Origin of the sequence: Paracoccus hibiscisoli (assembly GCF_005048265.1) — a bacterium.
GTDB lineage: Bacteria > Pseudomonadota > Alphaproteobacteria > Rhodobacterales > Rhodobacteraceae > Paracoccus > Paracoccus hibiscisoli.
The window spans coordinates 1-24098 of the sequence record NZ_SUNH01000040.1 but is presented as its reverse complement, the minus strand read 5'-3'; the positions used below and the strand labels follow the sequence as shown (position 1 = coordinate 24098).

At 60.6% G+C, this 24098-nt stretch carries 22 protein-coding genes and 3 pseudogenes; 7 read left to right on the top strand and 18 right to left on the bottom strand.

Features of this window, described 5'->3' with window-relative positions; genetic code table 11:
• A pseudogene (locus tag FA740_RS17775) lies at positions 1-134 on the bottom strand (IS3 family transposase); the annotation flags it as partial.
• Positions 133-508: pseudogene (locus FA740_RS17770) on the bottom strand (transposase); the annotation flags it as partial. The pseudogenes FA740_RS17770 and FA740_RS17775, both read right to left, overlap by 2 nt.
• Positions 509-665: 157 nt before the next feature.
• Between FA740_RS17770 and FA740_RS17765 the strand changes: the two are divergent.
• Positions 666-1817: pseudogene (locus FA740_RS17765) on the top strand (transposase family protein).
• Here FA740_RS17765 and FA740_RS17760 read toward each other — a convergent pair.
• The 6 genes from FA740_RS17760 to FA740_RS17735 all read right to left on the bottom strand — a co-directional run bounded on the left by FA740_RS17760 (position 1814) and on the right by FA740_RS17735 (position 7896).
• Positions 1814-2209: a hypothetical protein gene (locus tag FA740_RS17760; protein WP_136858168.1), complete on the bottom strand. Its 396-nt coding sequence runs from the start codon at positions 2207-2209 to the stop codon at positions 1814-1816. The pseudogene FA740_RS17765 and the gene FA740_RS17760 overlap by 4 nt on opposite strands.
• 10 nt (positions 2210-2219) lie before the next feature.
• Positions 2220-4523 (bottom strand): xanthine dehydrogenase family protein molybdopterin-binding subunit, encoded by a 2304-nt coding sequence (locus FA740_RS17755; protein ID WP_136858171.1) that lies wholly within the window; start codon positions 4521-4523, stop codon positions 2220-2222.
• Positions 4520-4978, bottom strand: coding sequence for a (2Fe-2S)-binding protein (locus tag FA740_RS17750; protein WP_136858167.1), 459 nt, complete (start codon positions 4976-4978; stop codon positions 4520-4522). Before FA740_RS17750 ends, FA740_RS17755 begins: the two co-directional genes overlap by 4 nt.
• A gap of 260 nt (positions 4979-5238) precedes the next feature.
• Positions 5239-5484 carry a hypothetical protein gene (locus tag FA740_RS17745; protein ID WP_136858166.1) on the bottom strand — a complete coding sequence of 82 codons (246 nt, stop codon included), beginning with the start codon at positions 5482-5484 and terminating at the stop codon, positions 5239-5241.
• Positions 5485-5578: 94 nt separating this feature from the next.
• On the bottom strand, positions 5579-5827 hold the full coding sequence (locus FA740_RS17740; protein ID WP_136858165.1) for a hypothetical protein: 249 nt from the start codon (positions 5825-5827) through the stop codon (positions 5579-5581).
• A 404-nt stretch (positions 5828-6231) separates the two neighbouring features.
• Positions 6232-7896 (bottom strand): alpha-amylase family protein, encoded by a 1665-nt coding sequence (locus FA740_RS17735; RefSeq protein ID WP_136858164.1) that lies wholly within the window; start codon positions 7894-7896, stop codon positions 6232-6234.
• A gap of 85 nt (positions 7897-7981) precedes the next feature.
• Here FA740_RS17735 and FA740_RS17730 point away from each other — a divergent pair, with 85 nt between their 5' ends.
• Both FA740_RS17730 and FA740_RS17725 read left to right on the top strand, forming a co-directional pair.
• On the top strand, positions 7982-9007 hold the full coding sequence (locus FA740_RS17730) for an SDR family oxidoreductase (protein ID WP_136858163.1): 1026 nt from the start codon (positions 7982-7984) through the stop codon (positions 9005-9007).
• Positions 9008-9336: 329 nt separating this feature from the next.
• Complete coding sequence (locus FA740_RS17725) at positions 9337-9969, top strand: hypothetical protein (protein WP_136858162.1); 633 nt, start codon at positions 9337-9339, stop codon at positions 9967-9969.
• Between the two features lie 376 nt (positions 9970-10345).
• On the opposite strand, the gene FA740_RS17720 is transcribed toward FA740_RS17725, so the two are convergent.
• From FA740_RS17720 to hmpA, 6 genes are all read right to left on the bottom strand, one after another.
• Positions 10346-11218 carry a YsnF/AvaK domain-containing protein gene (locus tag FA740_RS17720; protein WP_136858161.1) on the bottom strand — a complete coding sequence of 291 codons (873 nt, stop codon included), beginning with the start codon at positions 11216-11218 and terminating at the stop codon, positions 10346-10348.
• Positions 11208-11633, bottom strand: a complete 426-nt coding sequence (locus FA740_RS17715; protein ID WP_136858160.1) for a YsnF/AvaK domain-containing protein — start codon at positions 11631-11633, stop codon at positions 11208-11210. The genes FA740_RS17720 and FA740_RS17715 overlap by 11 nt, the downstream gene beginning before the upstream one ends.
• 70 nt (positions 11634-11703) lie before the next feature.
• Positions 11704-12840 (bottom strand): YihY/virulence factor BrkB family protein, encoded by a 1137-nt coding sequence (locus FA740_RS17710; RefSeq protein ID WP_136858159.1) that lies wholly within the window; start codon positions 12838-12840, stop codon positions 11704-11706.
• A 518-nt stretch (positions 12841-13358) separates the two neighbouring features.
• Entirely contained in the window at positions 13359-13856 is a 498-nt protein-coding gene (locus FA740_RS17705) for an MgtC/SapB family protein (protein WP_136858158.1), read from the bottom strand.
• A 300-nt stretch (positions 13857-14156) separates the two neighbouring features.
• Positions 14157-14456, bottom strand: a complete 300-nt coding sequence (locus FA740_RS17700) for a DUF6522 family protein (RefSeq protein WP_136858157.1) — start codon at positions 14454-14456, stop codon at positions 14157-14159.
• Positions 14457-14489: 33 nt separating this feature from the next.
• Positions 14490-15680, bottom strand: coding sequence for an NO-inducible flavohemoprotein (hmpA, locus tag FA740_RS17695; protein WP_136858156.1), 1191 nt, complete (start codon positions 15678-15680; stop codon positions 14490-14492).
• 78 nt (positions 15681-15758) lie between these two features.
• On the opposite strand from hmpA, the gene FA740_RS17690 reads away from it, so the two are divergent.
• Positions 15759-16187, top strand: coding sequence for an RrF2 family transcriptional regulator (locus FA740_RS17690; RefSeq protein ID WP_136858155.1), 429 nt, complete (start codon positions 15759-15761; stop codon positions 16185-16187).
• A gap of 121 nt (positions 16188-16308) precedes the next feature.
• Positions 16309-17367, top strand: a complete 1059-nt coding sequence (locus FA740_RS17685) for an HPP family protein (RefSeq protein ID WP_246053715.1) — start codon at positions 16309-16311, stop codon at positions 17365-17367.
• A gap of 429 nt (positions 17368-17796) precedes the next feature.
• Here FA740_RS17685 and FA740_RS17680 read toward each other — a convergent pair whose 3' ends face one another.
• Positions 17797-18585 carry an IS110 family RNA-guided transposase gene (locus tag FA740_RS17680; RefSeq protein ID WP_277355210.1) on the bottom strand — a complete coding sequence of 263 codons (789 nt, stop codon included), beginning with the start codon at positions 18583-18585 and terminating at the stop codon, positions 17797-17799.
• 113 nt (positions 18586-18698) lie between these two features.
• Between FA740_RS17680 and istA the strand changes: the two genes are divergently transcribed.
• Both istA and istB read left to right on the top strand, forming a co-directional pair.
• Entirely contained in the window at positions 18699-20237 is a 1539-nt protein-coding gene (gene istA / locus FA740_RS17675; RefSeq protein WP_136858169.1) for an IS21 family transposase, read from the top strand.
• A complete protein-coding gene (gene istB, locus FA740_RS17670) occupies positions 20227-21018 on the top strand; it encodes an IS21-like element helper ATPase IstB (RefSeq protein ID WP_136858153.1) in 792 nt (263 codons plus the stop codon). The genes istA and istB overlap by 11 nt, the downstream gene beginning before the upstream one ends.
• A 385-nt stretch (positions 21019-21403) precedes the next feature.
• On the opposite strand, the gene FA740_RS17665 is transcribed toward istB, so the two are convergent.
• From FA740_RS17665 to FA740_RS17655, 3 genes are all read right to left on the bottom strand, one after another.
• Positions 21404-22516, bottom strand: coding sequence for an IS110 family RNA-guided transposase (locus FA740_RS17665; protein ID WP_136858152.1), 1113 nt, complete (start codon positions 22514-22516; stop codon positions 21404-21406).
• Between the two features lie 96 nt (positions 22517-22612).
• On the bottom strand, positions 22613-22996 hold the full coding sequence (locus tag FA740_RS17660) for a Ku protein (protein WP_136858151.1): 384 nt from the start codon (positions 22994-22996) through the stop codon (positions 22613-22615).
• A 127-nt stretch (positions 22997-23123) separates the two neighbouring features.
• A partial coding sequence (locus FA740_RS17655; protein ID WP_136858150.1) for an ATP-binding protein occupies positions 23124-24098 on the bottom strand: 975 nt, incomplete at its 5' end.

Below are 24098 nucleotides of genomic sequence, written 5' to 3'. Positions count from 1 at the left end.
TTCGGGCTGTAACGAAAGCAGGTCTCGCTGACCCCAAATGTGCGGCAGGCCAGCGCAATGCTGACCCCCTTCGTCGCCACCGCCCTCGCGGCCAACTCGCGGCGTTGAGCTGGCCGCGTCACTTTTTCCCAAAGCGTAACGAAAGCAGGTCTCGCTGACCCCAAATGTGCGGCAGGCCAGCGCAATGCTGACCCCCTTCGTCGCCACCGCCCTCGCGGCCAACTCGCGGCGTTGAGCTGGCCGCGTCACTTTTTCCCAAAGCTTCCTTGAGCAGGTCTGCCTGCATGCTCAGGTCCGCGAACATGCGCTTGAGCCGCCGGTTCTCATCCTCCAGCGCCTTCATCTGGCTCATCATGGACGCATCCATACCGCCATACTTCGCCCGCCATTTGTAAAAGCTCGCGCTGCTGATCCCATGCTCTCGGCACAGCTCCGGCACCGCAACACCGCCTTCGGCCTGGCGCAGCACAGCCATGATCTGCGGCTCGGTAAATCGGGTCTTTCTCATTCGAATCTCCTCAGCTCACGCTACGAGAAAATTCTACGAATAAACCCCCTTAACCATGGGGAGGATTACCCAGTCCACGGGCGTATGAGAGCTGCACTAGATGTTTGATCCCATGATTTGATGGTGCGATCCTTTCCCAGGCATGGAATGAAGCATTATGGGCCAGGTTCGTCACGGAAGCGCCACGACCACGCACGCCATCAGAGCTGCAATAATGAGGGCCGGCCCGCCATCGGTCCGAGGGCCTTGGCCCGAACGATCGCAAGCTTCGCTCGCGATGTTGAGCCGGGATCTGGGGATCAACCCGAAGACGGTTACGAAATGGCGCAAGCGCCAGACGGTTGAGGATCTCAAAACGGGGCCAAGAGAACCGCGTTCGACGATCTTGACCGAGGCCGAAGAGGCGACCATCGTCGCTTTCCGGCGGCACACGCTGCTGCCGTTGGACGATTGCCTCTATGCCCTCCAGCCATCCATCCCGCATCTGACACGCTCAGCGCTGCATCGGTGCCTGCAGCGACACGGCATTTCCCGGTTGCCCGATGTGGAGGGCGACAAGCCGAAGCGGCAGAAGTTTAGACGCTACCCCATAGGCTTTTTCCATTTCGACATCGCCGAGGTGCAGACTGCTGAGGGCAAACTGTTTCTGTTCGTTGGCGTTGACCGCACAAGCAACTTTGCCGTGACCCAGTCGGTCGAGAAGGCCGACAGGAAGACGGCTTGGGAATTCCTGCAGCACATGCTCGAAGCCGTGCCGTATCAGGTCCATACCATTCTCACCGATTGAGCCAGAGGGCGCCATCGGTTCAAGCCCGATAGCGAGGGGCATTCAGTTCGGCCCAAGCAGCCATGAAATTGCAACACCATTTATTCCCGGCCCATGCGCTTCGACATGATTTGTAAGAGCGAGACCGTGTCCGCCATCGGTTCGAGGAGAGGGTCGAGCGGTATTGAGCATCGCCTCACGAAGCCAAACCACCCTTGGAGTTGCGAGGATCAGAAAACAGTCCGGGGGACTGTTTTCCCAAGCAACGGCCAAGTCGAGGGGATGAACCGCACGATCAAGGACGCGACGGTCAAGCGCTTCCATTACGACGACCACGACCAGCTCCGCACCCATCTCACCGACTTCATGGCCGCTTACAATTTTGCGCGCCGGCTCAAGACCCTCGCCAGCCATGGTCCTCGGACCAATGGCGGACCATGGCTGGCCCTCACGCCTTACGAATACATCTGCATGATCTGGAGATCCGAGCCAGACAAATTCATCCTAGACCCGATCCACCAGATGCCGGGACTGAACAGCTAGTGAGCCTGAATAAGGCCGACTAAAATATCGTGGACCTGCGTTGAGCATGCGCTTTCGTTGCCGCCCTCGGCCAGGACACGGGCCTCACCCAGCAGGGCCCGCGCCTCCATCAGAGCGTCTCCGCCATCGCCGACTTGCTGTGTCTGCTCTACGGCCTCGGTTTCTGCCGACCTGTTCTGATAAGGGACGGGACCTTCACTGTCCTCCTTAGTCATAGCTTGGGCCTCGCGTGCACCCGCAACGCCTTGCCCGCCTGACGAGGCAGAGATGGCCAGACGTGCCGCGTCATCCAACACGTCTTCAAGAAAAGTGATCCGGTCGGCGCAATCCGCTAACGCAGGACCCGCGAACACCGCAAGGCCTGCGGCCAGAATGATGTGTTTCAAAGTCATGAACGGGTCCTCAGCTGCGAAGTTGATCAGCCACCGGCAGGCGGCGTATGCGGGTGCCAGTTGCGGCAAAAATTGCGTTGGCGATGGAAGGGGCGATGGGCGGCAGGCCCGGTTCTCCGACACCCCCCAAGGGCTGGTCGTAGCCGCCCGAGGAGACCAGATGCACGTTGATCTCTCGCGGTGCGGTTTCCATACGAGGGATCAGATAGCTGTCGAAATTGCCTTGCTGCGGTCGCCCGTCCTGGAAGGTGATCTCGGTCGTCAGCGCCTGACCCACACCCATGATGACCGCGCCTTCCATTTGCGAGCGAATGCGATCCGGATTGACATGGGCGCCGCAGTCGATGGCGATCTCGACGCGCGGAATGTGGACCTCGCCGTTCACGACCTCGACTTCGGTCGCCACCGCGACATGGCTGACAAAGCTGTAATGCGCGGCCAGCCCAAGGCCGCTGCCCACGGGCAACTGGCGCCCCCATCCGATGGCTTCGGCCACGGTTTCGGTCACCTTACGCAGCCGCCCGGTGTCGATGGGATAGCGTTCAGGGCTCTCGCCATAATTCCAAACGTCACCGATCTCGCTCGGGTCGATCAGCCGGGCGGGACCGATCACTTCAAGCAAGTATTCCAAGGGATCGCGTCCCGTCGCCTCTGCCAGTTCGGCGATGAAGGACTGAATCGCAAAGGCATGAGGAATGTTGGACACCGACCGGTACCAGCCGATGCGTGTATGGGCCGGGGCCTGCGGGTTTTCTGCCCGAACGTTGGGAATGTCGAGGGGCATATTGGTGAGACCCATGCCCAACTCGAAGGGCAGCTTCTGCCTGGGATCGGGGGCGAAGATCGACCCGATCGTGGGGGCTGCGGTGCGATGTAGCCAAGCCACGGCCTTGCCTTGGGCATCCAGCCCCGCCTCCAGCCGCTCGACTGAAACGGTGTGGTAATAGCTGTGCTGCAGGTCGTCCTCACGCGTCCATGTCAGCTTGACCGGGGCGCCCACCTCACGGCTGAGGATTGCGGCCTCCAGCACAAAGTCCGGCTTGGACTTGCGGCCGAAACCGCCGCCCAGCAGGGTAACGTTGACGGTCACGTCCTCCTCAGGCAGTTCCATCCGCTGCGCCAGACGAAGGCGGGTGACCTGGGGCGCCTGCACGCAGGCCCAGACCTCGCAAGATCCGTCATGAACATCGGCAACGGCTGCGGGCGGCTCCATTGGAGCTTGGGCCAGATGGGGAATGTAGTACTCCGCGACGATGCGGGTCGATGCCTCGGCCAACGCGGCACCGACATCGCCCCGGTTCAGGATCAGCTTGCCGTCGTCGGTCTGCACGGCCGCTTCAAGCTCTGCCTCGAAATCCTCAGAAGAATACGCGGCATGGGGACCGTCCTCCCACTCGATGACTAGCGCCTCGCGCCCCTTGATCGCGGCCCAGGTGTTGCGCGCGATGACCGCGATGCCGCCAAGCGGCTGGAATTCCGCAGGAATGGTAGGTGGATCCAAGCGCACAACGCGCTCAACCCCGGCCACCTGCAATGCGGCGCTGTCGTCGACACTGACGACGCGACCGCCAAAGACCGGCGGGCGGGCGATGACGGCGTACAGCATCCCCTCGCGGCGCACATCGATCCCATAGGTCGTGGTGCCGCGGGTGATGTCGTCATTGTCGACCAGCCCGATATCGGCCTTGCCGACATAGCGGAATGTGGCCGGATCCTTCAGTCGCAGACCCTCGCGGTCAGGGACCGGTAGGGCGGCGGCAGCGGTGGCCAGCTTTCCATAGCTCATCGTGCGGTCCGACCCGGCATGCCGCACGACATGGCCTTCGGCCCTCACTTCGGACAGAGGCACGTTCCACGCATCGGCGGCAGCCTGTTCCAGCATCGTCCTGGCCGAGGCCCCGGCCCGACGCATCGGGTCGAAGAAATGGCGCAGGCTGCGCGACCCGTCTGTATCCTGGTTGCCATAGCGCGGCTCGTTCCCGGGGGCCTGGGTTACGCGGACCATGTCCCACTCAGCTTCCAGCTCATCGGCCACGACCATAGCGATTGAGGTCCGCACACCCTGCCCCATCTCAGACCGATGGACAGTCACGGTGACGATGCCATCATCTGCGATCGACACGAAGACGTTCGGATCGTCGCGCCAGCCATTCGGCATGGCATCGGCGCCGAACTCGACTGGCGCATCCTGCGCGCGACTCAAGGTAGGAAGACCGACAGCGAGGACGAGGCTGCCAGCGCTTAGCCCCAGTAGTATGGATCGGCGGCTCACATTCGCGATGCGCGCGACGGCGACAGGATTGTTCGACATCATTCGGTCCTCGCCTCTGCGGCTTGTTTGATGGCAGCGCGAATCCGCGGATAAGTACCACACCGGCAGAGGTTCGCGCTCATCACCGTGTCGATATCCTCATCGGTCAAGTCAGGGGTGGAATCTACCAGCGCTGCGGCCTGCATGATCTGCCCAGCCTGACAGTAGCCGCACTGCGACACGTTCAGATCGCGCCATGCCACCTGAACGGGATGGTCGCCCTTCTCAGTCAGGCCTTCGATGGTGCGCACCTCGGACCCGTCGGCGATCGAGATTGGGGTGATGCAGGCAAAAGTCGCATAGCCGTCCAGATGGATCGTGCAGGCGCCGCATTGCGCTATGCCACAGCCGAATTTGGTGCCGGTCAGACCCAGCTCGTCGCGCAGATACCACAGCAGCGGCATCTCAGGATCGCCATCAAAACTGTGCTCCATTCCGTTCACGGTCAGAGTGATCATGATGGCCTCCTCGCCTTCGGTTTTTTTGGGGGTCTGTCACGGGATTGACGCAACACCGCGTGACTGCCAACGCTAAGCTCGCGACGAGGTTCCTGACGAGGAATCCCTGACCGGTGCCAAGAGCGCTAGCGCCGCTGTCTGCCAGGCGCGAGCGGCAGAATAAACACATTCGGAACGGACCAATGATCCCCCCGGGGGGTGGCTCAACCTTCCTGTAGACGCGCCCCTGCCAGGAACCTTCCTCGTATGCGCTCGTCGTTTTACGTGGTTCGCCTAATCTTACGCAGGCTCATCAAAGTGCCAGTTCCGTTGATGTACGCCGGACCCGCGCTGTCCAGCTTGACCGGTTCCTCAATACCATTGATCTTCAGATGCCCGGTGATGCCAGACGTAAGCTTCTCTGCGTCAATAGCGGAGCTTGGCGTAAAGCGAATGGTGTCCCCTGCGGGATCAGCTGTCCCTTCGATCGCCGTGAGATCGCCGAGTGTCAAAATTGCATTCGCCATCTATTGCTCCTGATTATGGTACTGCTGCTGCAACGTTCCATCTGCATCGAGGCGTCCAGCATCACGACCTGCTCTGACGGGGACGTTCGTCGTATCAGGCGGACGGTGCCATGCGCCGCATGGTCAGTTCGAACACCTCTTCATCGTCTGGCGTCGGCATCGCGCTTTCCAGCAGCACCCGCTCGCTCTTACCATCAATGTCGATCTGCCCTTCGCTGTACTGGCCAAGCTGATCCTGCGACATCTCGGTGGTGCAGCGCATGCGGATGTAGTCGCCCCCGGCATCGACAATTTCACCGGTCATCTGCGGCCCGTCTTCCATTGTCAGTGTTGCCTCGGTCATGGTGTACTCCTCACATTGCCTGCATCAGTGCGGCGAGAGAGGAACGCCAACGCTTCCGTCCGGGTCCGTGACGGGTCCAGGATAACCTGATCAACCTCTGGAGGATCATTGGCCCGGATGAAGCAGCTCGGGCAGCGTGGGCGGCAGTTGAAGTCGCGTGGCTCCAACACAGCAGTGCCGACCCAGTCTTGTGATCACTTTTGAGACGTGGCGTAGGTGGTACAGTACCGCGGAATCGCGCGCACTGCGCGGCGAGGCGCTGTTGGCCGAGCTGTGCAAATGCCGCGCCTCCGTGTTTCCCGGCGAAAACCGCAACCTTGTGGCTAATCCCAAGCGCCGACATCGTGGTGACCATGATCTGTTCCGATCTCCTGCACTGCGCTGCTTGTGTACAATCGAGGCAATTACTCTGCTCCGACAGTCTTTTTCTTCTGCACGCGCAACCACATTGCCCCGTGCGCCGGTAGCGTGATGCACAGGGCGCCGTTACGGGCGGTTTCAAAGCTGCCGTCGCCGAAAATACACTTCAGCGTGCCCCAGGCTTCAATCCCTTCAGGCCTGCATTCCGAAGAGCAGGGCTTTCCCCTCAGATTGTGCAACAGAAGCACCGTACGGTCCTCCCATTCATAACGCAGTGCAAAGATGCCGGCGTCGGGGAAGGGAATGAAACTCCAGCTTCCAAAAGCGATTTCCGGAGTTTCGCGCCGGCGCCGGATCAGGCGTTCCGTCCAGTTCAGAAGTGAGTCCGGCTGATGCTCCTGTGCCGCAACATTCACGGCTTTCGGCCCCCACTTGCCCGTGACCACGGCGCGCGAGGCCATCTTGGCCTCGGAGAAGCCGCCATTCGGCCCATCCGTCCATTGCATCGGGCTGCGGACGCTCATGCGGCCGGGAATGTCGAGGTTCTCGGCCATCCCGATCTCTTCGCCGTAGAACATGACGGGTGCGCCGGGCAGCGCGAAGATCAACGTATAGACAAGCCGGATGTGGTCCTGATTACCTTTCAGCATAGCCGGAATGCGCCGGCGGAGGCCGCGGCCGAACAACTGCATGTCCTCCTTGGGTCCGAAGGCGCGGAAAACCTCTTGGCGCTCGGCTTCGGTCAGCTTGTCCAGCGACCATTCGTCGTGGTTACGGGCGAAATGCGCCCACCCATCATCAGGGTGCAGCTCGGGCATGGCGCGCAGGCAATGGACCAGCGCCCCAGCATCTTCGCGGACCAAAGCCAAAGCAAGTGCCTGGTTCATGTTAAAGTCGAGGCACATGTTCAGTTCACCCCCACCTTCGTCACCGTAGAAGCGCCGAACTTGCTGGTAGGGGAGGTTTACCTCGCCCAGCAGTAGCGCATCCCCGCAACGGCGCATCACGAAGCTTCGAAGATCACGCAGCCAGTCATGCGGCTCAAGCTCCTGACGGGCATCAACCCCATGAGTTTCCAGCAAATAGGGGACGGCATCAATGCGAAAGCCTGAAAATCCAAGCTGGAGCCAGAAGCCGACAATCTTGCGGATCTCTTCACGCACGGCCGGATTGCCAATGTTCACATCAGGCTGATGACGGTAGAAGCGGTGGAGATAGTACTGTTTCGTTTCTTCGTGCCATTCCCAGTTGCTGTTCTCCGCATCGGGAAAGACGAGATCGGTCGGCCCGTGTGGCGGGATCTCGTCGCGCCAGACGTACCAGTCGCGGTAAGGCGCGGTGCGGTCGCTGAGTGCCGACTGAAACCAAGGATGCTGGTCCGAGGTGTGGTTTACAACGAGGTCGGTTATAACCCGAATGCCCCGGTCCTGTGCTGTCCGCAGGAAGACGGCAACATCCCCAAGGGTGCCTAGCCGGGGGTCGACGTTGTAATAGTCGGTGATGTCGTAGCCGTCATCCTGGTTCGGTGTCGGGTAGAAAGGCATCAGCCAGATGCAGGTGACGCCAAGGCCTGCAAGGTGATCGATCCGCTGCGTCAGCCCGTTGAAATCACCTATACCGTCGCCGTTGCTGTCTTGGAATGTCTCAACATCGAGGCAATAGATGACCGCGTTCTTCCACCAGACATCCGCCGTGCGGCTCAGATCCATGCGTTTCACCCCTTCTGCTGCGACATGGGGAACGCGGCCGCGTGCGCAGGGGTTCAATTTGCAATTGCGAGCAGAGGGGGCCGCTATGGCAAGCAAGATCGTTGTCGTTACTGGAGCATCGGCCGGGGTCGGTCGCGCCGTGGTACGCGCTTTTGCGGCCCGAGGATGGTCGGTGGGCCTGATTGCACGCGGCCAAGCGGGCCTCGAAGGGGCCCGGCGCGAGGTCGTGTCCCACGGCGCGCGTGCGCTTGTGTTGCAAGCGGATGTCGCCGATGCTGCAGCGATGGATCGCGCGGCGGATAGGGTCATGGCTGAATGGGGCCGGATCGATCTTTGGATCAACGCGGCGATGGCGACGGTGTTGGCCCCGGTCTCTCAGGTGACCCCGGATGAATTCCGTCGCGTAACCGAGGTCACCTATCTTGGTCAGGTTTTTGGCACACAGGCTGCCTTGCGGCATATGCGGCGGCAGGGGTGCGGGACGATCCTGTCGGTCGGTTCGGCCCTGGCCTATCGGGGCATCCCGCTGCAGGCGCCCTATTGTGGGGCCAAATTCGCGACGCGCGGTTTTTTTGATTCCCTCCGCACCGAGTTACTGCACGAGAAAAGCCGTATCCGAGTGACCGAGGTCCACCTGCCCGCTGTCAACACACCGCAGTTTGATTGGGCGCGCAGCAAGATGCCACAGCGTGCGCAGCCTGTCCCACCGATCCACACCCCACAGCCGGTCGCAGAAGCGATCTACCAAGCCGCCATGGACGCCCCGCGGGAGGTCTGGCTAGCGGCGTCGGCGGTCAAGGCAATTTTGGGCGATGCGGCCTTGCCAGCGGTGGTGGACAGGGTACTCGCATCCGAAGGCTATGACGGCCAGCAGACCAACGAGCCGGCCACGGACCGGCCCGACAATCTGTTCCATCCGCTGGATGTCTCGATCGACTACGGCGCCGAGGGGCGCTTCGGCGATAAGGCACGCGGCAGTGTCACCACATGGCACCCCGGCCGAATGCGTGCCGCGGCCGCGCTTGTTATCGGTGGAGTGGCCTTCGCTGCTGTACGCATTCTCACCAGGCCGACCCAAAGACGCCGTTTCAGCCATCGTGATTACAGGTAGTCGCATTGCGGCAACGGCTTCGGCCACGAGTGTTCGCTCTCACGCATTTGGTTCTATCCATGCCTTATCCTGCGCGAGGCCGTTGAGGGGATGAAGGGCAGCAATTCCACGCTCTGTTTGCTCTGAAGGACACCTCAGCCGTGGCCGCGTAACCGACTTTCCTTCTTGGCGCGCGGCAGCCAGTGGCAGGGCGGGCGTCAGTGTATGGTCCAGAGAGAGTGGCACGCGCGTCAATTCTGAAATGCAGAAAGCTTGAAGTACTTTTCCGATAGCGGTCTAGTGATTCCCGTGGAGACTCGGCATGAAGCAGCAACAGCGAAGGTGCGCCCATGTTCGAACCACGGATCTCCGACGCCATGCGCACCGATAAGGCGCTTCCGGTTGATCCTCTCGAGAAATACGCTTTGGTGGACGAGCGTCGTCGCAAGAGGCAAGCACAGGATGACATGGCACGACAGCGGCTTTACGAACACATCCGCGCTGCCCTGTCGGAAGACTATGATCTCCGCCTGTCGCTGTGGAACATCTCTATCGAGTTGCATGGCGATCCCGGCAGCCGACTGCTGATCCGCTTTGCTTCGAATTCGAGTATAGAGTTCTCCCGTCGTGTCCTCGAGGACTTTCCACGTTGCAAGACCCGCATCCTTATTGTCCGCCACGGCCGAGGCTATCCGGAGGTCGGCGATCTGATCAATCGCCTCCACGAAGCCCATCAGCAAATGCAGGTCCTGAGTGCGAGCGGCCGCTCCGTCTGGCTGCCCGGCGTTAAGGCGCTGGACGATTTTCTCGACCGCCTCAGAGTTCTGCTCGGGCCGCGCCTGCAAGAACTGAAGCGGGCACAGCGCCGGAACCGGATCAAGCGCCTGGCAGTCAGCCTGTTCCACTTGGCCTTGGTAGCAGCCGCGGTCGGTCTCTCGGCCAGCGCAGTTTTGCTGGCTTGGAAAGTCCTAACCTCATCCTGAACGTCCGAACCGAGCCACCCTCTCGGGGTGTCGGCTTTAGACGTTCCTCCGCTGGACAAAACAACATTCCGGGGACGGTCTGGCATTTCGTGCCCGGGTTCGCATTGGTGAGGATGCTGCCCCGCGCAGCCGAATGAAGACAGAAAAGACGTCCACTACCGAACGCTGCGTTGACGCTGATCAAAGAACCGATTTGGCCCTCTGTGCGGAGTTGGCGAAAGCGTCAGCTAGAACCCAAGATCGCCAGCGCTGGTTGCCCGCTCAGAGGACTGGAAAAGCCCTCATACTTAAGCATGGAAGAGTAGGGCTCGTCTGCTTCTGCAACATGTATTCGGCCGCATCGTGTAACGATGCGGCCGAGACCTTGAGGTATGGGTCAGCGAGGCGTTCGAGGTGTATCATCACGCTCGTCTTCGATTTCGACTTCCGTGTGACGGACACTGTCAGTTACGGTTTCCTGACGGGTATCGCTGGTCTTACGCAGGCTGATCTCCTCGACCACGCGCGCTTCTTTCGAGACGACCGCCTCCTCGATGTATTCTTCGGCTTCCACGGTCCGATCCCGGAATGCGGTGTCAGCGTCGGTATCCGTGACCACACGGTCTACGGGCCGCCGCTCCAGTTCCACGCGGTCCTCGCGTAGGTTCACGGTTTCACTGACGGGCTCTTCCACAGTGTATGCCCGGACGCGAACCCGACCGTGGCTGGTATCACGCTTGCCAATCCGCAATTGCTCCTCGACGACCGGGATGCTCTCGTCCCCAGCCATGAATGCGGCATTGGTATGGCCGCTGCCGGACGCCATTCCAGCCTGCGAAGTGGTGGTCCCTGCAGCATAAGGGCTTGCCTCGTAACCGCCCCACCCTTCCGAACGCCAGCTTTCTTCGCGCTCGGCCAGATCGACAGTTCCCTCGTCGTCGAGAATATCAAGGACACGATCGTAGTGCGCTGCAGTCAGACCTGTCACAGTGACGAGGACACCACCACGCGAAAGCCCTTCAGCGTAGGTATAACGGTCCTCATCGGGGAAAAAGAAGTCACTCAGGCTATCCCAGAATCCTCTGTCTTCGTCCGAGGATGTCCGCTGCCCAGTTGCTTGAGTGGCACCGTCAACAGTCTTGATCTGACCGCGCGAGATACCGAGCCCCTCAAGGCGCGTCACTGCGCTCTGCGCATCGGCATTCGTGTCGAACATGGCAGAAACGGACATGCTGCCATTGGACGTTCCAGCTTCGTTGTCATAGGTCATCGTGAGTTTCCTCTTCGCTGATGGCTTGGTTCTCATCCTGAGGACCAAGATGTTCTATCGTGGCGCGCTGACGCCTGATGGAGACCGGGATGTCCGCGGTTTCCTGGCGTTCTGTCCGGCGGATATGGATCTCTTCGCGCAGGACCAGCTGTCTGGTAACAACGATCCGCTCCTCAACAACCGGGATGATCGTCAGATCACCTTCGGTCACGATGGCAGGGACGGTATCTATGATCCGCTCGACCGGAACACGGACCACGTCCACCTCGACGTCAGCAAAATCGATGGGCACGAGACTGTCCACTGTTTCGGTCATGGTCGAAACCCTGACGCGATCCGTCACTCTTTTCTGCTTTGTGACAGTCAGCCGCTCTTCAACGAGCGGGATTGTCTGCCGGTCCTGATCCTGCACCATCGCTCTCCTTCGTGGTCCTCATTAACCATTCCCTCCATGGTTCGTTCCGAAAGCGGCAGGGCCATAAATGTTAACCCTTGTCTCTGCGAGACCCTCTTCGGATGAGTTTCCAGACGCCATTTCCTGCCAGGATAAGAGCCAGAGTGAGGTCCGCCCCGGGCGATGTCGGCGACGTGCCTGAGGAGGCGTTCGAAGTGTTAATGTCCCGATCTCCCGACCGCTTGTTCCGCAACGGCTGTTCCGATTTTCCGGGAGGAGGGGTATCCGCCTTGACTGCGTCCCGCTCACCCATGGGTTCAGGTGCGCCGGTCGTGGTGTCCTCCGAAGTCTGCTGTTCGATTTCCGCATTCAGCTCGGCACCGCTCAGCACGATGAAGGCCGACAGCCACATCCAAGTCAGCAGGATGATAACGCCGCCCAGAGCGCCATAAGTCTCGGTGTAATCATCGAAGTTCTGCACATAGAGCGAGAACGCACCCGTCCCCAGGACCCATAAGAGCGTTGCGACGATTGCGCCAACGCTGACCCACCGCCATTTTGGATCTGCCCGTGAGGGACCGAAGCGGTACATCCCTGCCAAAGCCAGCATCGTCAACACGCCCATAAGCGGCCATCTTAGCCAATTTGCCACTGTCTCCACGACCGGCGGAAACGACATGAATGCGATGACAGCGGGAAGGACGATCAATACCGCGATACCTGCGGCAAGGCCGACGATGGCACACAGGGTGATGACAAATGCGGTCAGATATTGCTTGACCAGTCCTCGTGTTTCTTCCTCATCATAGGCAATGTTCAGGCCCTCCATCAGGGTAAGGACCCCCTTCATCGCGCCATAAAGGGCGATGGCAATACCGAACAGAGCCACCAAGCCGGTCCCAGTCTCATCACCCTCAGTGACTTTCACGACCTGCTCTTGCAAAATCGCACCGGCACTTTCCGGCAGCATGGCAACGGCCGTGCCCAACTGGCTTGCAATATCGGCCGGGTCCAATACCAGCCCCGCAATGGAGATGAGCGCCGCGATCGCGGGAAAGATAGAAAGCAGCGCGTAGAAAGCGATGCCCGCCGAAACGACTGAGATATGGTCCGTCGCGATTTCGCTTTTGACCCGGAGCAGGATCTCTTTCCATTCGCTTAGGGTGAAACGTGCAGGAGTTGATGTCCCGGGGCTGCTGCTACCACCATCAAGATTGTTTTGAGCCACGCCGGCCTCCAGTGCTGGAATTTAGCAGACCATGCCTGCTCTCAAGCGGACACAAATGTGTCACCGCATGGGCATGAACGCTTTAATGCACACTGGAGGTTCCTATCGGAAGGCTTGCGATTAGCCTGAAGCCGTCCAGTTAAGCTCCCGCCGGTTTCTTAGGTGTTCGATCCCACGGTTTGATGGTGCGATCCTTTCTCAGGAATGGAAGGAAGCATTATGGGCCAGGTTCGCCATGGAAGCGCCACGACCACGCACGCTGTCAGAGCTGCAATAGTGAGGGCCGGCCCGCCATCGGTCCGAGGGCCTGGCCGGAATGATCGCAAGCTTCACTCGCGATGCTGAGCCGGGAGTCTGGACTTGCCCGGGAAAAGTGGAGAGCATTAACTGAGGAACCAGGAGGTGTTCTATTGGAAACGGGAACAGACCGACGCCGAAGTTTCGGCGTGAAGCGGTGCGGCTGGCACTGACCAGCGCAGATCTAGTTCGCCTTGTGAATTGTGCTCTCCGGAGTCGTGTCATCGGTCATATTCGTCGCGACGTGCCGTTGCTTGTTTCGGCAGAACAACTGGAACCGCTGCAAGGATGATCAGGACGATAACGGCCGACAAGACGGCAGTCGCTTCCAGCCCAAGTCCTGCCATGACGCCTATTCCCGCCGTGGCCCAAATGTTCGCCGCCGTGGTGAGTCCCTCGATCTGATGCATCGACGACCGAACCATGATCGCACCGGCCCCGATAAAGCCAATTCCCTGTACGATCCCCTGCAGGACGCGAGACATGTCACCGATCTCCATTCCACTCTGTAAAGGTCCCAGGACAAACAGTGCGGCGCCCACGGCGACGAGCATATGAGTACGAACCCCCGCGCTTCTGCCTTTCAGCTCTCGTTCGTATCCAAGAACTCCACCCAGGACGGCAGCAAGTATCAGGCGCACCGTAATCCGCGTTAAGGTGGACAGATCCGGGACGTCTGAAAATTCGCTGCGAATGGTGAGCCAGATCTCTTCGCCCATGATGTGTTCTTCCCGGACCGGACCCGATGATAGCTCATGCTTACTCCTCAGGTCGCGCGATGCCAATCTCGCGATATGTTCTGCAAATCGCCCGAATCAAGTTCGGTGAGCTTCGACGACAGCCACGCAAGCCTCGGTTCGGGTGGCACAGTTACAGTTGCATAAAAAATCAGCCCGTTGCGCCGGGGAACGCTGCAGGACTGTCTTACGCAATGAAGGGTCTTCAGTGACTTCAAGCGCGATGGCTCGATCCATATGCGCAGTCACTTTTGCAGCGGCATTCGAAGCAAAATTGCGCGCTCAGTATTCGGAATTTTGACGTCCGTGCGATACATCCCCCGTAATGACGCGCTGTCTCATTTTCAGTCGTGTCGTTGTCAGGACAGCACCATCACCGGTAGAGGTCAGCCTGACGCGCCAATCTGGTGACTGAAACGTCAGGCGCAGCTTGCCTGCATCAACGCCGGTGCCCCGCTCGACCCCGGTCCGAATGTGGCCCGATTGCATCAGGACCTGAAAGCCGATCACATCTAGATCCATCAGCGGTGCAATCTGCGCGGCATCGACAATGGGTTTGTCACCTTCGAACTCAATTTTCATGGCAGATATCTCCCCCTCTGTCGTGCACGCTTATCAGGCCGCAAGCTGCTCATCAGCTGGACCGAAGAACTCGTAGTGGATCCGGTCGGCAGGAACGCCCGCTTCCCTCAAGCCCGCGACGAAGTAGCGAAGAAACGGGCGCGGGCCGCATAGATAAATGTCGGCCTCAGTCAGCGGGACGTTGATTCGCAGCCAATCCATGCTGATCCGCCCGGGATGGGCCGAAATATCTGCGCCGCTTTCATAGAACGTGCTGACCACGATATTCCCGTGACGATCCGCGGCATCCTGCACTTGCCGGGCCAGCGCGTGATGTGCAGGACTGCGTGTTCCGTGGACGTAATGAACCGGAACATCCCGATGCTGCCGGGCCAGGAGTTCCAGCATGCTGACCAGGGGCGTCAGGCCGACCCCGCCCGACAGCAGGACAACGGGCCGCGGCGGATTGTCCGCCAGGTGAAAATCACCAGCGGGCGGCGTGGTTTCCAGGACCGTCCCCACCGGCGCATGGTCATGCAGGAAGGTGGACGCCTCTCCGTCCGCCTCACGCTTGACGGTGATGCGATAGCTCTCATCGCCCGGCGTACTGGAGATCGAATAGTTGCGCTTGACCCCGGGCAGTCCGGCCGCGTCAAAGCGCAGCGTCAGATATTGGCCGGGGCGGTGAGTAACCACGGGGCAGCCATCCTCGGGGCGCAGCAAGAAGGAGACGATCCCCTCGGCCTCGACCTGCCGTTCGGCGACCCTAAAGCGGCGCCAGTCAGTCCAGCCGCCACGCTGTGCCGCGATGCTCGCACGGATCGTGGCCTCCCGCGCGATCAGCAGATCCGCCAGGAACCAATAGGCCTCGCCCCAAGCCGCCAGGATCTCGGGCGTCGCAGCGTCGCCTAGAACCTCTTCAATGGCGCCCAGAAGAGCCTCGCCGACAAAGGGATAATGCTCGGGCAGGATCGCATAGCCGATATGCTTCTGCGCGATCCGTTCGACTGCCGCACCCAGAGCCGGTAGATTCTCGATGTTGCGGGCATAGGCCAGAACGGCCTGCGCCAAAGCCAGCCGCTGCGTGCCCTTTTGCTGGTTCGCCTGGTTGAACAGGGCAGCGATATGATCGTCACGGAACAGACGCCGGTACATAGTCTCGGTGATCAACGGCCCGTACTGTTCCAGTGCGGGAACGGTGGCCTTCACGACCGTGATGGTCTGCGGGGACAACGGGCGGGCCATGTGATTCTCCTAAACATGCATTAACAATGCATCTATATAGCCCTATACATGCAAAGGAAATACTTCTATAAAATTGCTATGAAATTGAGCCGCTACACTGACTATGCCCTGCGTGCGCTGATATACCTCGCGGCCAGCGATGGCAGGATGGTATCGATCCGCCAGATCGCCGAGGCCCATGACATTTCCCAAAACCACCTGATGAAGATCGTTCAGGACCTGGGGGGCGCGGGGTTCATCCGGTCCACCAGGGGCAGACAGGGTGGGCTGCAGTTGGCGCGTCCGGCGACCGAAATCACCATCGGCCAGATTGTCCGGCACACCGAAGGCGATGACCCCTTGGTGGATTGCAGCACCTGCCGTATCGCCCAAGGCTGCGGATTGCCTGCTGTCATCTCTGAGGCCAGAGAAGCGTTTATGGGCGTTCTGGACACCTGCCGCATATCGGATGTGGCACGAGTGCCGGGTGCGTTTGCGCATCTCTTCGTGGTTCAGGATCGTTCCTAGCCCCGCGCTTTCGCTATCCCTCTCCTGTCATCTGCCCAAGTCATCGGCATAATGATCACCAATCGTGCGATCGGATCGGAACATCCCAGTGCCACCCCCTCTCTCCATTGCGTTACGGGCGTTGAGTCCGTCGGTCGCCTCGACGCCGCTGCCCGAGGCGGTCCGTGCTGGCATCGGCGCGCTGGTGGGCCTCGTCATTGTGGGCCTCTTCGTGCTGTCGCCTGCTGTCGACAGCCAGCTGGGCCTCTACATGATCGCCCCCTTCGGGGCCAGCGCGGTCCTTCTGTTTGCCGTGCCGAACAGCCCGTTGGCGCAACCTTGGGCCGCAATCGTCGGCAATACGGTCGCGGCGCTGATCGGGGTAGCGGTCTGCCTTCACGTCGCAGATCCCGCATTGCGCATCGCCTTGGCCGTAGGGTTTGCCGTCACCGCGACGATCCTGTGCCGCGCGCTGCATCCACCCGCAGGCGCCGTGGCCATGACCGCCGCGATGACCCCCGACGCGATTGCCGAACTGGGCTATCGGTTTGCGCTGACGCCTGTGGCGACGGGGACCGTGCTCCTGGTTTTGATCGCGACGATCTATGCCCGGCTTACGGGTCGGCATTATCCTATGCGTCAGGTCGACGACCTGAATGTAAATCAGACCGCGGACCCCTCACCAAGCACGCGGGCGGGGCTGTCGGAGGCCGAGTTGAACAGCCTGCTGGAACGCTATCGCCAGAATTTCAATCTGGGCGCGGGGGATCTGGCACGGCTGGTTGGCGCCGCCGAATTGCAGGCAGCCGCCCAGAGGATTGGACCTGTCACGGCAGGGACGATCATGTCCCGCGACCTGGTGACGGTTAGCGCCGGCACTGGCGCCCAGGAGGTTGCCGACCTATTCAGGCGGCATCGTTTTACCTCCATCCCCGTCACGGGCCCCGGCAGGCGCTACTTGGGAATGATCTTTCAAATCCACCTTATCGGCGCCGACATGCTGCCGGAGGATACGGCCCGGTCCATAATGGAAGCCAACGTTCCTGCCGCATCGACGGACACGCCCCTTGGCGCCCTTCTGGCGCTGATGGCGGATGGCGCTGTGGACGCCGTTCCCGTGCTGACCGGTCTTGCCCTAGTCGGCGTCGTCACTCGTACTGATCTGATCAGCGCCTTCGCAAGACATAGCATGCTCAAGTGATGTGACTGGCATGTCGGAGCCGCCGGTGAGGTCTGATCTTCGCCGGCACCAACTGCTCTGGCAACCGTATCTATGGGCCGGCGAGACATGCCAACCTCATTTCCACCAATAGCCTCAGCTTCCTGCCCCGACCGAAGGACACGTATTGGCATAGTAGATGAACCATTTCTAAACCTTCTGAGGCTACGCTTGCTGAGCGTCGGGGCCGCATTAATGGTCCCCCCTGTGAAGGCTCGACACCATGGTTAATAAGCCCCTTCCATTCGAGATCCGCGAAATGTCCGAGCGCCTGCGCTCTAGGCGGGCGTTGTTCGACAGCACCCATGATAGTCACCTGTTCGCAGATCTCATGTATTTACTGAAACGATTGGGCACTGTGAACCGCTCCGGGTTTGCCGGAGGCTCCAACTCCTGAGTAGCAACTGTGTTTCAGGAGATGGCGCCTTGGTAGGTTGTTCCGGTTCGCATCATTGCGTTCAGCACGGTCAGGAGTTTGCGCGCGCAAGCGACGATGACGAGCTTCTTGGCCTTTCCGGCTGCAAGCAGGTGCTCTTTGAACGCCCTGAACCGCGGGTCGAACCTGCTGGCAGTGAGTGCTGCCAGATAGAGCGTTCTCCTGATCGTGCCGCGTCCACCCCATATGCGGCGTTTGCCGCGTCGATGTCCGGAATCATTGGCATGTGGTGCAAGTCCTGCGAGCGCCGCGATACGTCGTCGGTCCAGATCGCCAAGTTCAGGGAGTTGCGCGATCAAGGTTGCTGAGACGACGGGCCCGATCCCCTTGATCTGACGCAGACGAACGGCCTGATCGCGCAAGTCGGCCTGTTCTTGGATGACAGCCTCCATCTCTGCTTCGACTTTCGCCAAGCTGGCTTGCAGGGTCTTGATGTGTTGCGAGATGCTACGCCGGATCCATTGGTCCTGCGTTGTCCTCAAGCGGTTCTTCTCGGCAACGATCATGGCGGAGATGTCGGTGCGGTGCGCCGTAAGGTCAGCCAAACGCTGGCGTTCGGCAGAACGTGGGCGCCCCGGAACCAGCTGTAGAGCGCGTCCCATCTCGGCCAGGACCCGCGCATCGACACGGTCACTCTTGGCCAGACGGCCGGTAGCGCGAGCAAATTCGCGGGCCTGCCGAGGATTGACGCACGTCGCCTGCCGTCCGGCTTCGGACAGGGCGGACATGACAGGTCGCTCATAGCCGCCGGAAGCTTCGAGAATTGTTGGCTGTCACTAAGAACTGACCCGGCAGCAGTCGGAATTGTCACTGAGAACTGACCCATGTGGAACCTTGCCTCTGACAGGATCTGTCGGGGGATATCGGAGTGATCGACATGGGATTTTTGAGCGTCATTCGACGTTGGGCATTGCGGGACAAGATGCCCATCCGCGAGATCGCGCGGCGGACCGGGCTGTCTCGCAACACCATCAAGAAGTATCTGCGGGCGGGGATCGTTGAACCCCGGTTCCAGACTCCGGCGCGGCCAAGCAAGCTGGGCCCGTATGCAGAGAAGCTGTCAGGCTGGCTGGTGACGGAGCAACGCAAGTCTCGCAAGGACCGGCGCACTGCCAAGCAGATGCACGCTGATCTGGTTCAGCTTGGCTATGACGGCTCGTATGAGCGAGTCGCAGCCTTTGTGCGGGCATGGAAGGGAGACCGCCAGCGCGCGCAGCAGACGACGGATCGCGGGACATTTGTGCCGCTAGTGTTCCAGCCAGGCGAGGCGTTTCAGTTCGACTGGAGCGAGGACTGGGCCCATGTCGGCGGCGAGCGCATCAAGTTGCAGGTGGCCCACATCAAGCTGTCGCACAGCCGCGCGTTCCTGGTCAGGGCCTATCTGCTCCAGACCCACGAGATGTTGTTCGACGCGCATTGGCACGCGTTCCGGGTCTTCGAGGGCGTGCCGGGCCGCGGGATCTACGACAACATGAAGACGGCGGTGGATCGCGTGGGCGTGGGCAAGAAGCGCGATGTGAATGCGCGGTTCATGGCAATGACCAGCCACTATGTGTTCGAGCCCGACTTCTGCAACCCGGCGGCGGGCTGGGAGAAAGGACAGGTCGAGAAGAACGTCCGCGATGCGCGACACCGGCTCTGGCAGGTGATGCCAGCCTTCTCAGATATCGATGCGCTGAATGACTGGCTTGAAGAGCGCTGCAAGGTTCTGTGGGCCGAGACTGCGCATGGCACTTTGTCTGGCAGCATTGCCGATGTCTGGGAAGCCGAGAAGCCTGCGCTGATGCCGTTGCCCACAGCCTTCGATGGCTATGTCGAGCAAAGCAAGCGGGTGTCGCCGACCTGCCTGATCACCTTCGAGCGCAATCGCTACTCTGTGCCGGCCAGCTTCGCGAACCGCCCCGTCAGCCTGCACATCTACCCCGATCGGCTGGTGATCGTGGCCGAAGGGCACGTGGTCTGCGCGCATGCGCGCATCATCGAACGGTCCCACCGGCAACCTGGCCGCGTCGTTTATGACTGGCGCCATTACCTCGCCGTGGTCCAGCGCAAGCCGGGGGCGCTGCGTAACGGCGCCCCGTTCGTCGAGATGCCGGAGGCGTTCCGCCAGTTGCAGGGACAGATGCTGCGCAAGCCTGGCGGGGATCGCGAGATGGTCGAGATCCTGTCCCTGGTTCTGCAACACGATGAACAGGCCGTGCTCTGTGCCGTGGAAATGGCACTGGAGGCGGGGGTGCCGACCAAGACGCATGTGCTGAATCTGCTCCGCAGGCTGGTGGACGGCACGCCCGCAGATCAGCCGGATGTGACCCCGCCAGAAGCTCTGGCTCTGCGCAAGGAACCACAGGCGAATGTTGCGCGGTATGACGGTCTGCGACGGCCCCTGGACGCCGGAGGCACACGCCATGCGTCATGATCCCGCCGGCGCCGCCATCGTCATCATGCTGCGCAGCCTGAAGATGCCAGGCATGGCGCAGGCCGTGCATGATCTCATGGAGCAAGGTGCGCCAGCATTCGAAGCCGCGATGCCGATGCTATCGCAGCTGCTCAAGGCTGAGATGGCCGAACGCGAGGTGCGCTCCATCTCCTATCACATGAAGGCCGCGCGCTTCCCGGCCTACAAGGACCTGTCCGGCTTCGACTTCGGCGCCAGTGAGGTCAACGAAGCCCTCGTGCGCCAGCTGCATCGGTGCGAGTTCATGGACGCGGCCGAGAATGTAGTGCTGATCGGCGGACCCGGCACCGGGAAGAGCCATGTCGCGACCGCCATCGGCGTCCAGGCCATCGAGCACCACCGCAAACGCGTGCGCTTCTTCTCAACCGTCGAGCTGGTGAATGCGCTGGAACAGGAAAAGGCTCAAGGACGGGCCGGGAAGATCGCCGAGGCGCTGGTGAAGACCGAATTGGTGATCCTTGACGAGCTCGGATACCTGCCCTTCAGCGCCTCGGGCGGAGCGCTGCTGTTCCACCTGCTGAGCAAGCTCTACGAGCGCACCAGCGTCGTCATCACCACGAACCTCAGCTTCAGCGAATGGGCCACGGTCTTTGGTGATGCCAAGATGACCACGGCCTTGCTCGACCGTCTCACCCATCGCTGCCACATCCTCGAGACCGGCAACGACAGCTATCGCTTCAAGGCCAGCTCCGAGACAGCAAAAAAGAAACGGAAGGAGGCAGCATCATTGACCCCAGCATGAACCAGCACACATAACGACCGGGCGGGTCAGTTCTCAGTGACAATGCCGACTGCTGCCGGGTCAGTTCTCAGTGACAGCCAACAAGCAAGCTAAAAGCGTGTGGGGCGTAGCCGCCGCTCTGATGTCTTTTTTCAAGTATTTTTTCATGCAATCAGGGACGCCGAGGCGTTTGTTGCAAACTGGACGCCCAAGGGTGGGCACGAGGTCTGAAGACGTCGGTGAACAAGCTCTGATGCGCGGGCTGGATACCGCATGACCGATTTTGCGTCTCGGGGCTATTCCTGTCTTACAACGGGCGTCAGCATGAAGCTGGCCACAAAGCGAGTGTCGGATATTCCCCTGCCGTTGACCTCGCGCCCGCCATTGGGCGCATGTGGGACCAGGTTCAGCGCACGGGCATGGTGCGGCGGGCAATATCCCACATGAACGCAGCCATTTCCCGCGCGATGGCCGTTGTCACCACGGTCGACTTCTTTCCGCGCTGAACCAGCTTTCGATATCGAGCGGTAAGACGTGACTGGGCTTTCCAGGCAATGTCCTGAATCTCCGCCGGCTGCTCCTTGAGAATGTAGAGCTTTCGCTCGCCTGGTCGTGCCTGCAGGCGGTAGGTCCAGGCGCCCTCGATCAGTTTGTGGCGCACCCGGGCATTGCCTGCTCGGGTGATGCCGCCGCGCCTCGTCGTCTGGCCCGTCGAATATTCGCTCGGCACTAACCCCAGATAGGCCATCAGCTTGACCGGTGTCTCGAACCGCCGCACATCGCCGATCTCGGCCATGAAGGTGACGGCACTGATCAGAGCGACACCTCTCAGGGCCTGGAGCGCATTTACGGCCGGTGCCAGATCCCATTCCGGCACGAGGGCCTCGATGTGCCCGGTCAGCCGATCCAGTCGTTCAGTCGCGTTTCGTTCGGCCTGCAGCATCTCCTGAAGCGCAATCTGATGGGCGGGATGGTCAAAGGCCAGACTTTGCAGCCATCGCCGATATCGCATCGTCCACGGCTTGGTCCGCTGATAGGTCCGTCCGTGGCGCAGCACGAAGGCAGACACGAGCTGCCGCTTGTGACGCTGATCCTCCGCCGCACTTTCCCGCGCCCGGACCAGATCACGCATCGATTCATGCGTCTCGTCAGGAACCCACACAGGCGTCAACTCGCCTGCGCGCAGCAGGCGCGCCAGACGCATGGCATCCAGCCGGTCCGTCTTGACCCGTTCGCCAGCGCGCACCGGGATCAGCGACGGCGCGACCACACAGCAGTCGTAGCCAAAGGCCCGCACCTGCCTGTAGAGCCCATATCCTGTCGGCCCGGCCTCATAGCAGACAGAAACAGTTCCCCGCCCCGAAAGCTTTTTCAAAAGCTTGTCGACGCTCCCCGGGGTGTTCTCGAACGTGCCCAGACTCAGGACCTCGTCACGCCGCTCACCAGTGGCGATCGCAACCGCGAGCTTGTCTTTGGACACGTCTATACCAACGTAAATCGATGCTTGTGCTTCGGGCATGCCTTTCTCCATCGCAAAAGGACGGCACCAACCGTCCAACGATCAAGATACGGGATGATCCGTCATGGGCGGGGCGGTGAAAAAAGACATGCGGTCTTACACACGATAGGCATCCTCGGCCAGATCATCGGTCGGAACGACATAGTAGGGCTTGTTGTAATACAGCGGCGGGATCTCGGACTGATCAACGAACTGGACCAGCTCCAACGTCTTCTTGGTGTCCAGCTTGATCGCGTCGATCTCTTCGGGGTCCAGCAGCAGGTAATCGCCGTCCCCGGTATCATAACCTTTCAGGATGTCGTCGGCCTTGATCGGCCCCATACCGGCGACGGTCTTTTCATATTTGACCGGCTTCCCAGAAGGCCCGTGGATCTGCCGGAACGACACCCGCGCCCCCGACTTGGTGGCCGCATGTAATTCGACAGGAATGGCAACGAGGGACAGGCGCAGCTGACCCTTCCAGACCGCACGTGACGCCATAGGTCATCTCCAGGTTTTTGAACGAACGCCGGAATGGTCCACTAAGTTCAGCGCATCGCTCCTGGTAGATTGCAGCCCCTATTCTGCTGACGAAGCCCCAGGTCGTAAATGCTTCGATCCCCATGCCTTAGGGCATAGGTTCCGGGAGAGTCAGGATAAATGCCTCGAGTTGTGCCCGGCTGACCGGCTTCGCCAGAAAGACAATCTCAGCCAATCCTTCGCCCGCCGACAGCTTTTCTTGCGAGTAGCCGGACATGAGGGCGATGCGGATCCCTGGATGCGCCTTAGAAATGTCGCAGGCGAGGTCCACCCCGGACTCTCCGGGCATCACAACGTCGCTTATCATCAGGTCCAGTCCACTCTCACGATTTATAATTTCTCGGGCTTCTTTGCCGTTGGCGGCGATGAGCGTATCGCATCCTAAAGAGGCCAGCATTCGTGCAACCACCCGCGCGACCGCCGGCGTATCATCGATAACCAGAGCCTTTTTTCGTTTCTCCGGGATGGCTGGAATCGCTGGAACGTCGCCTTCGACTTCCCGTGTATCGACCGGTGAAACGGGGAAGAACATGGTAATAGTTGTGCCTTTTCCGACTCTGCTGGACAACGTCACAAAGCCACCAATTTGCTCCAGGTAACCCCGGACACGGGACAATCCCAAACCCGACCCTTGGCCGGGAGAGCGTGTCGTGAAGAAGGGCTGGAACACCTGCTCGTGCAAGTGCTCCGGGACACCGGAACCTGTATCCGCCACAGAGAGGCACACCCAGGTCTGAGGGGCGCCCCCACTGGGATGCTCACGCTCGATAACGCTCAGCATAATGCGAATGGTGCCTGAACCCTCAATGGCGTCACGCGCATTCAGCGCCAGGTTCAGGAGGCAGCTTTCGGCCATGGCTGCGTCTATTAGAACTGGGGGGATGCCTTCATCGATCCCAAGCTCGATCTTAATTCGCGAGGGAATGGCACGTCGGACAAACGGAGCCCAGGCTTGCACGAAACGCCCGAGATCCGCCGTTTGCGGTGTCAGCTTTGACTTACCTGCAAAGGCAAGAAGGCTATCGTTCAGAGACTTGCCGCGCATGACCGCGTCGCGGGCTTC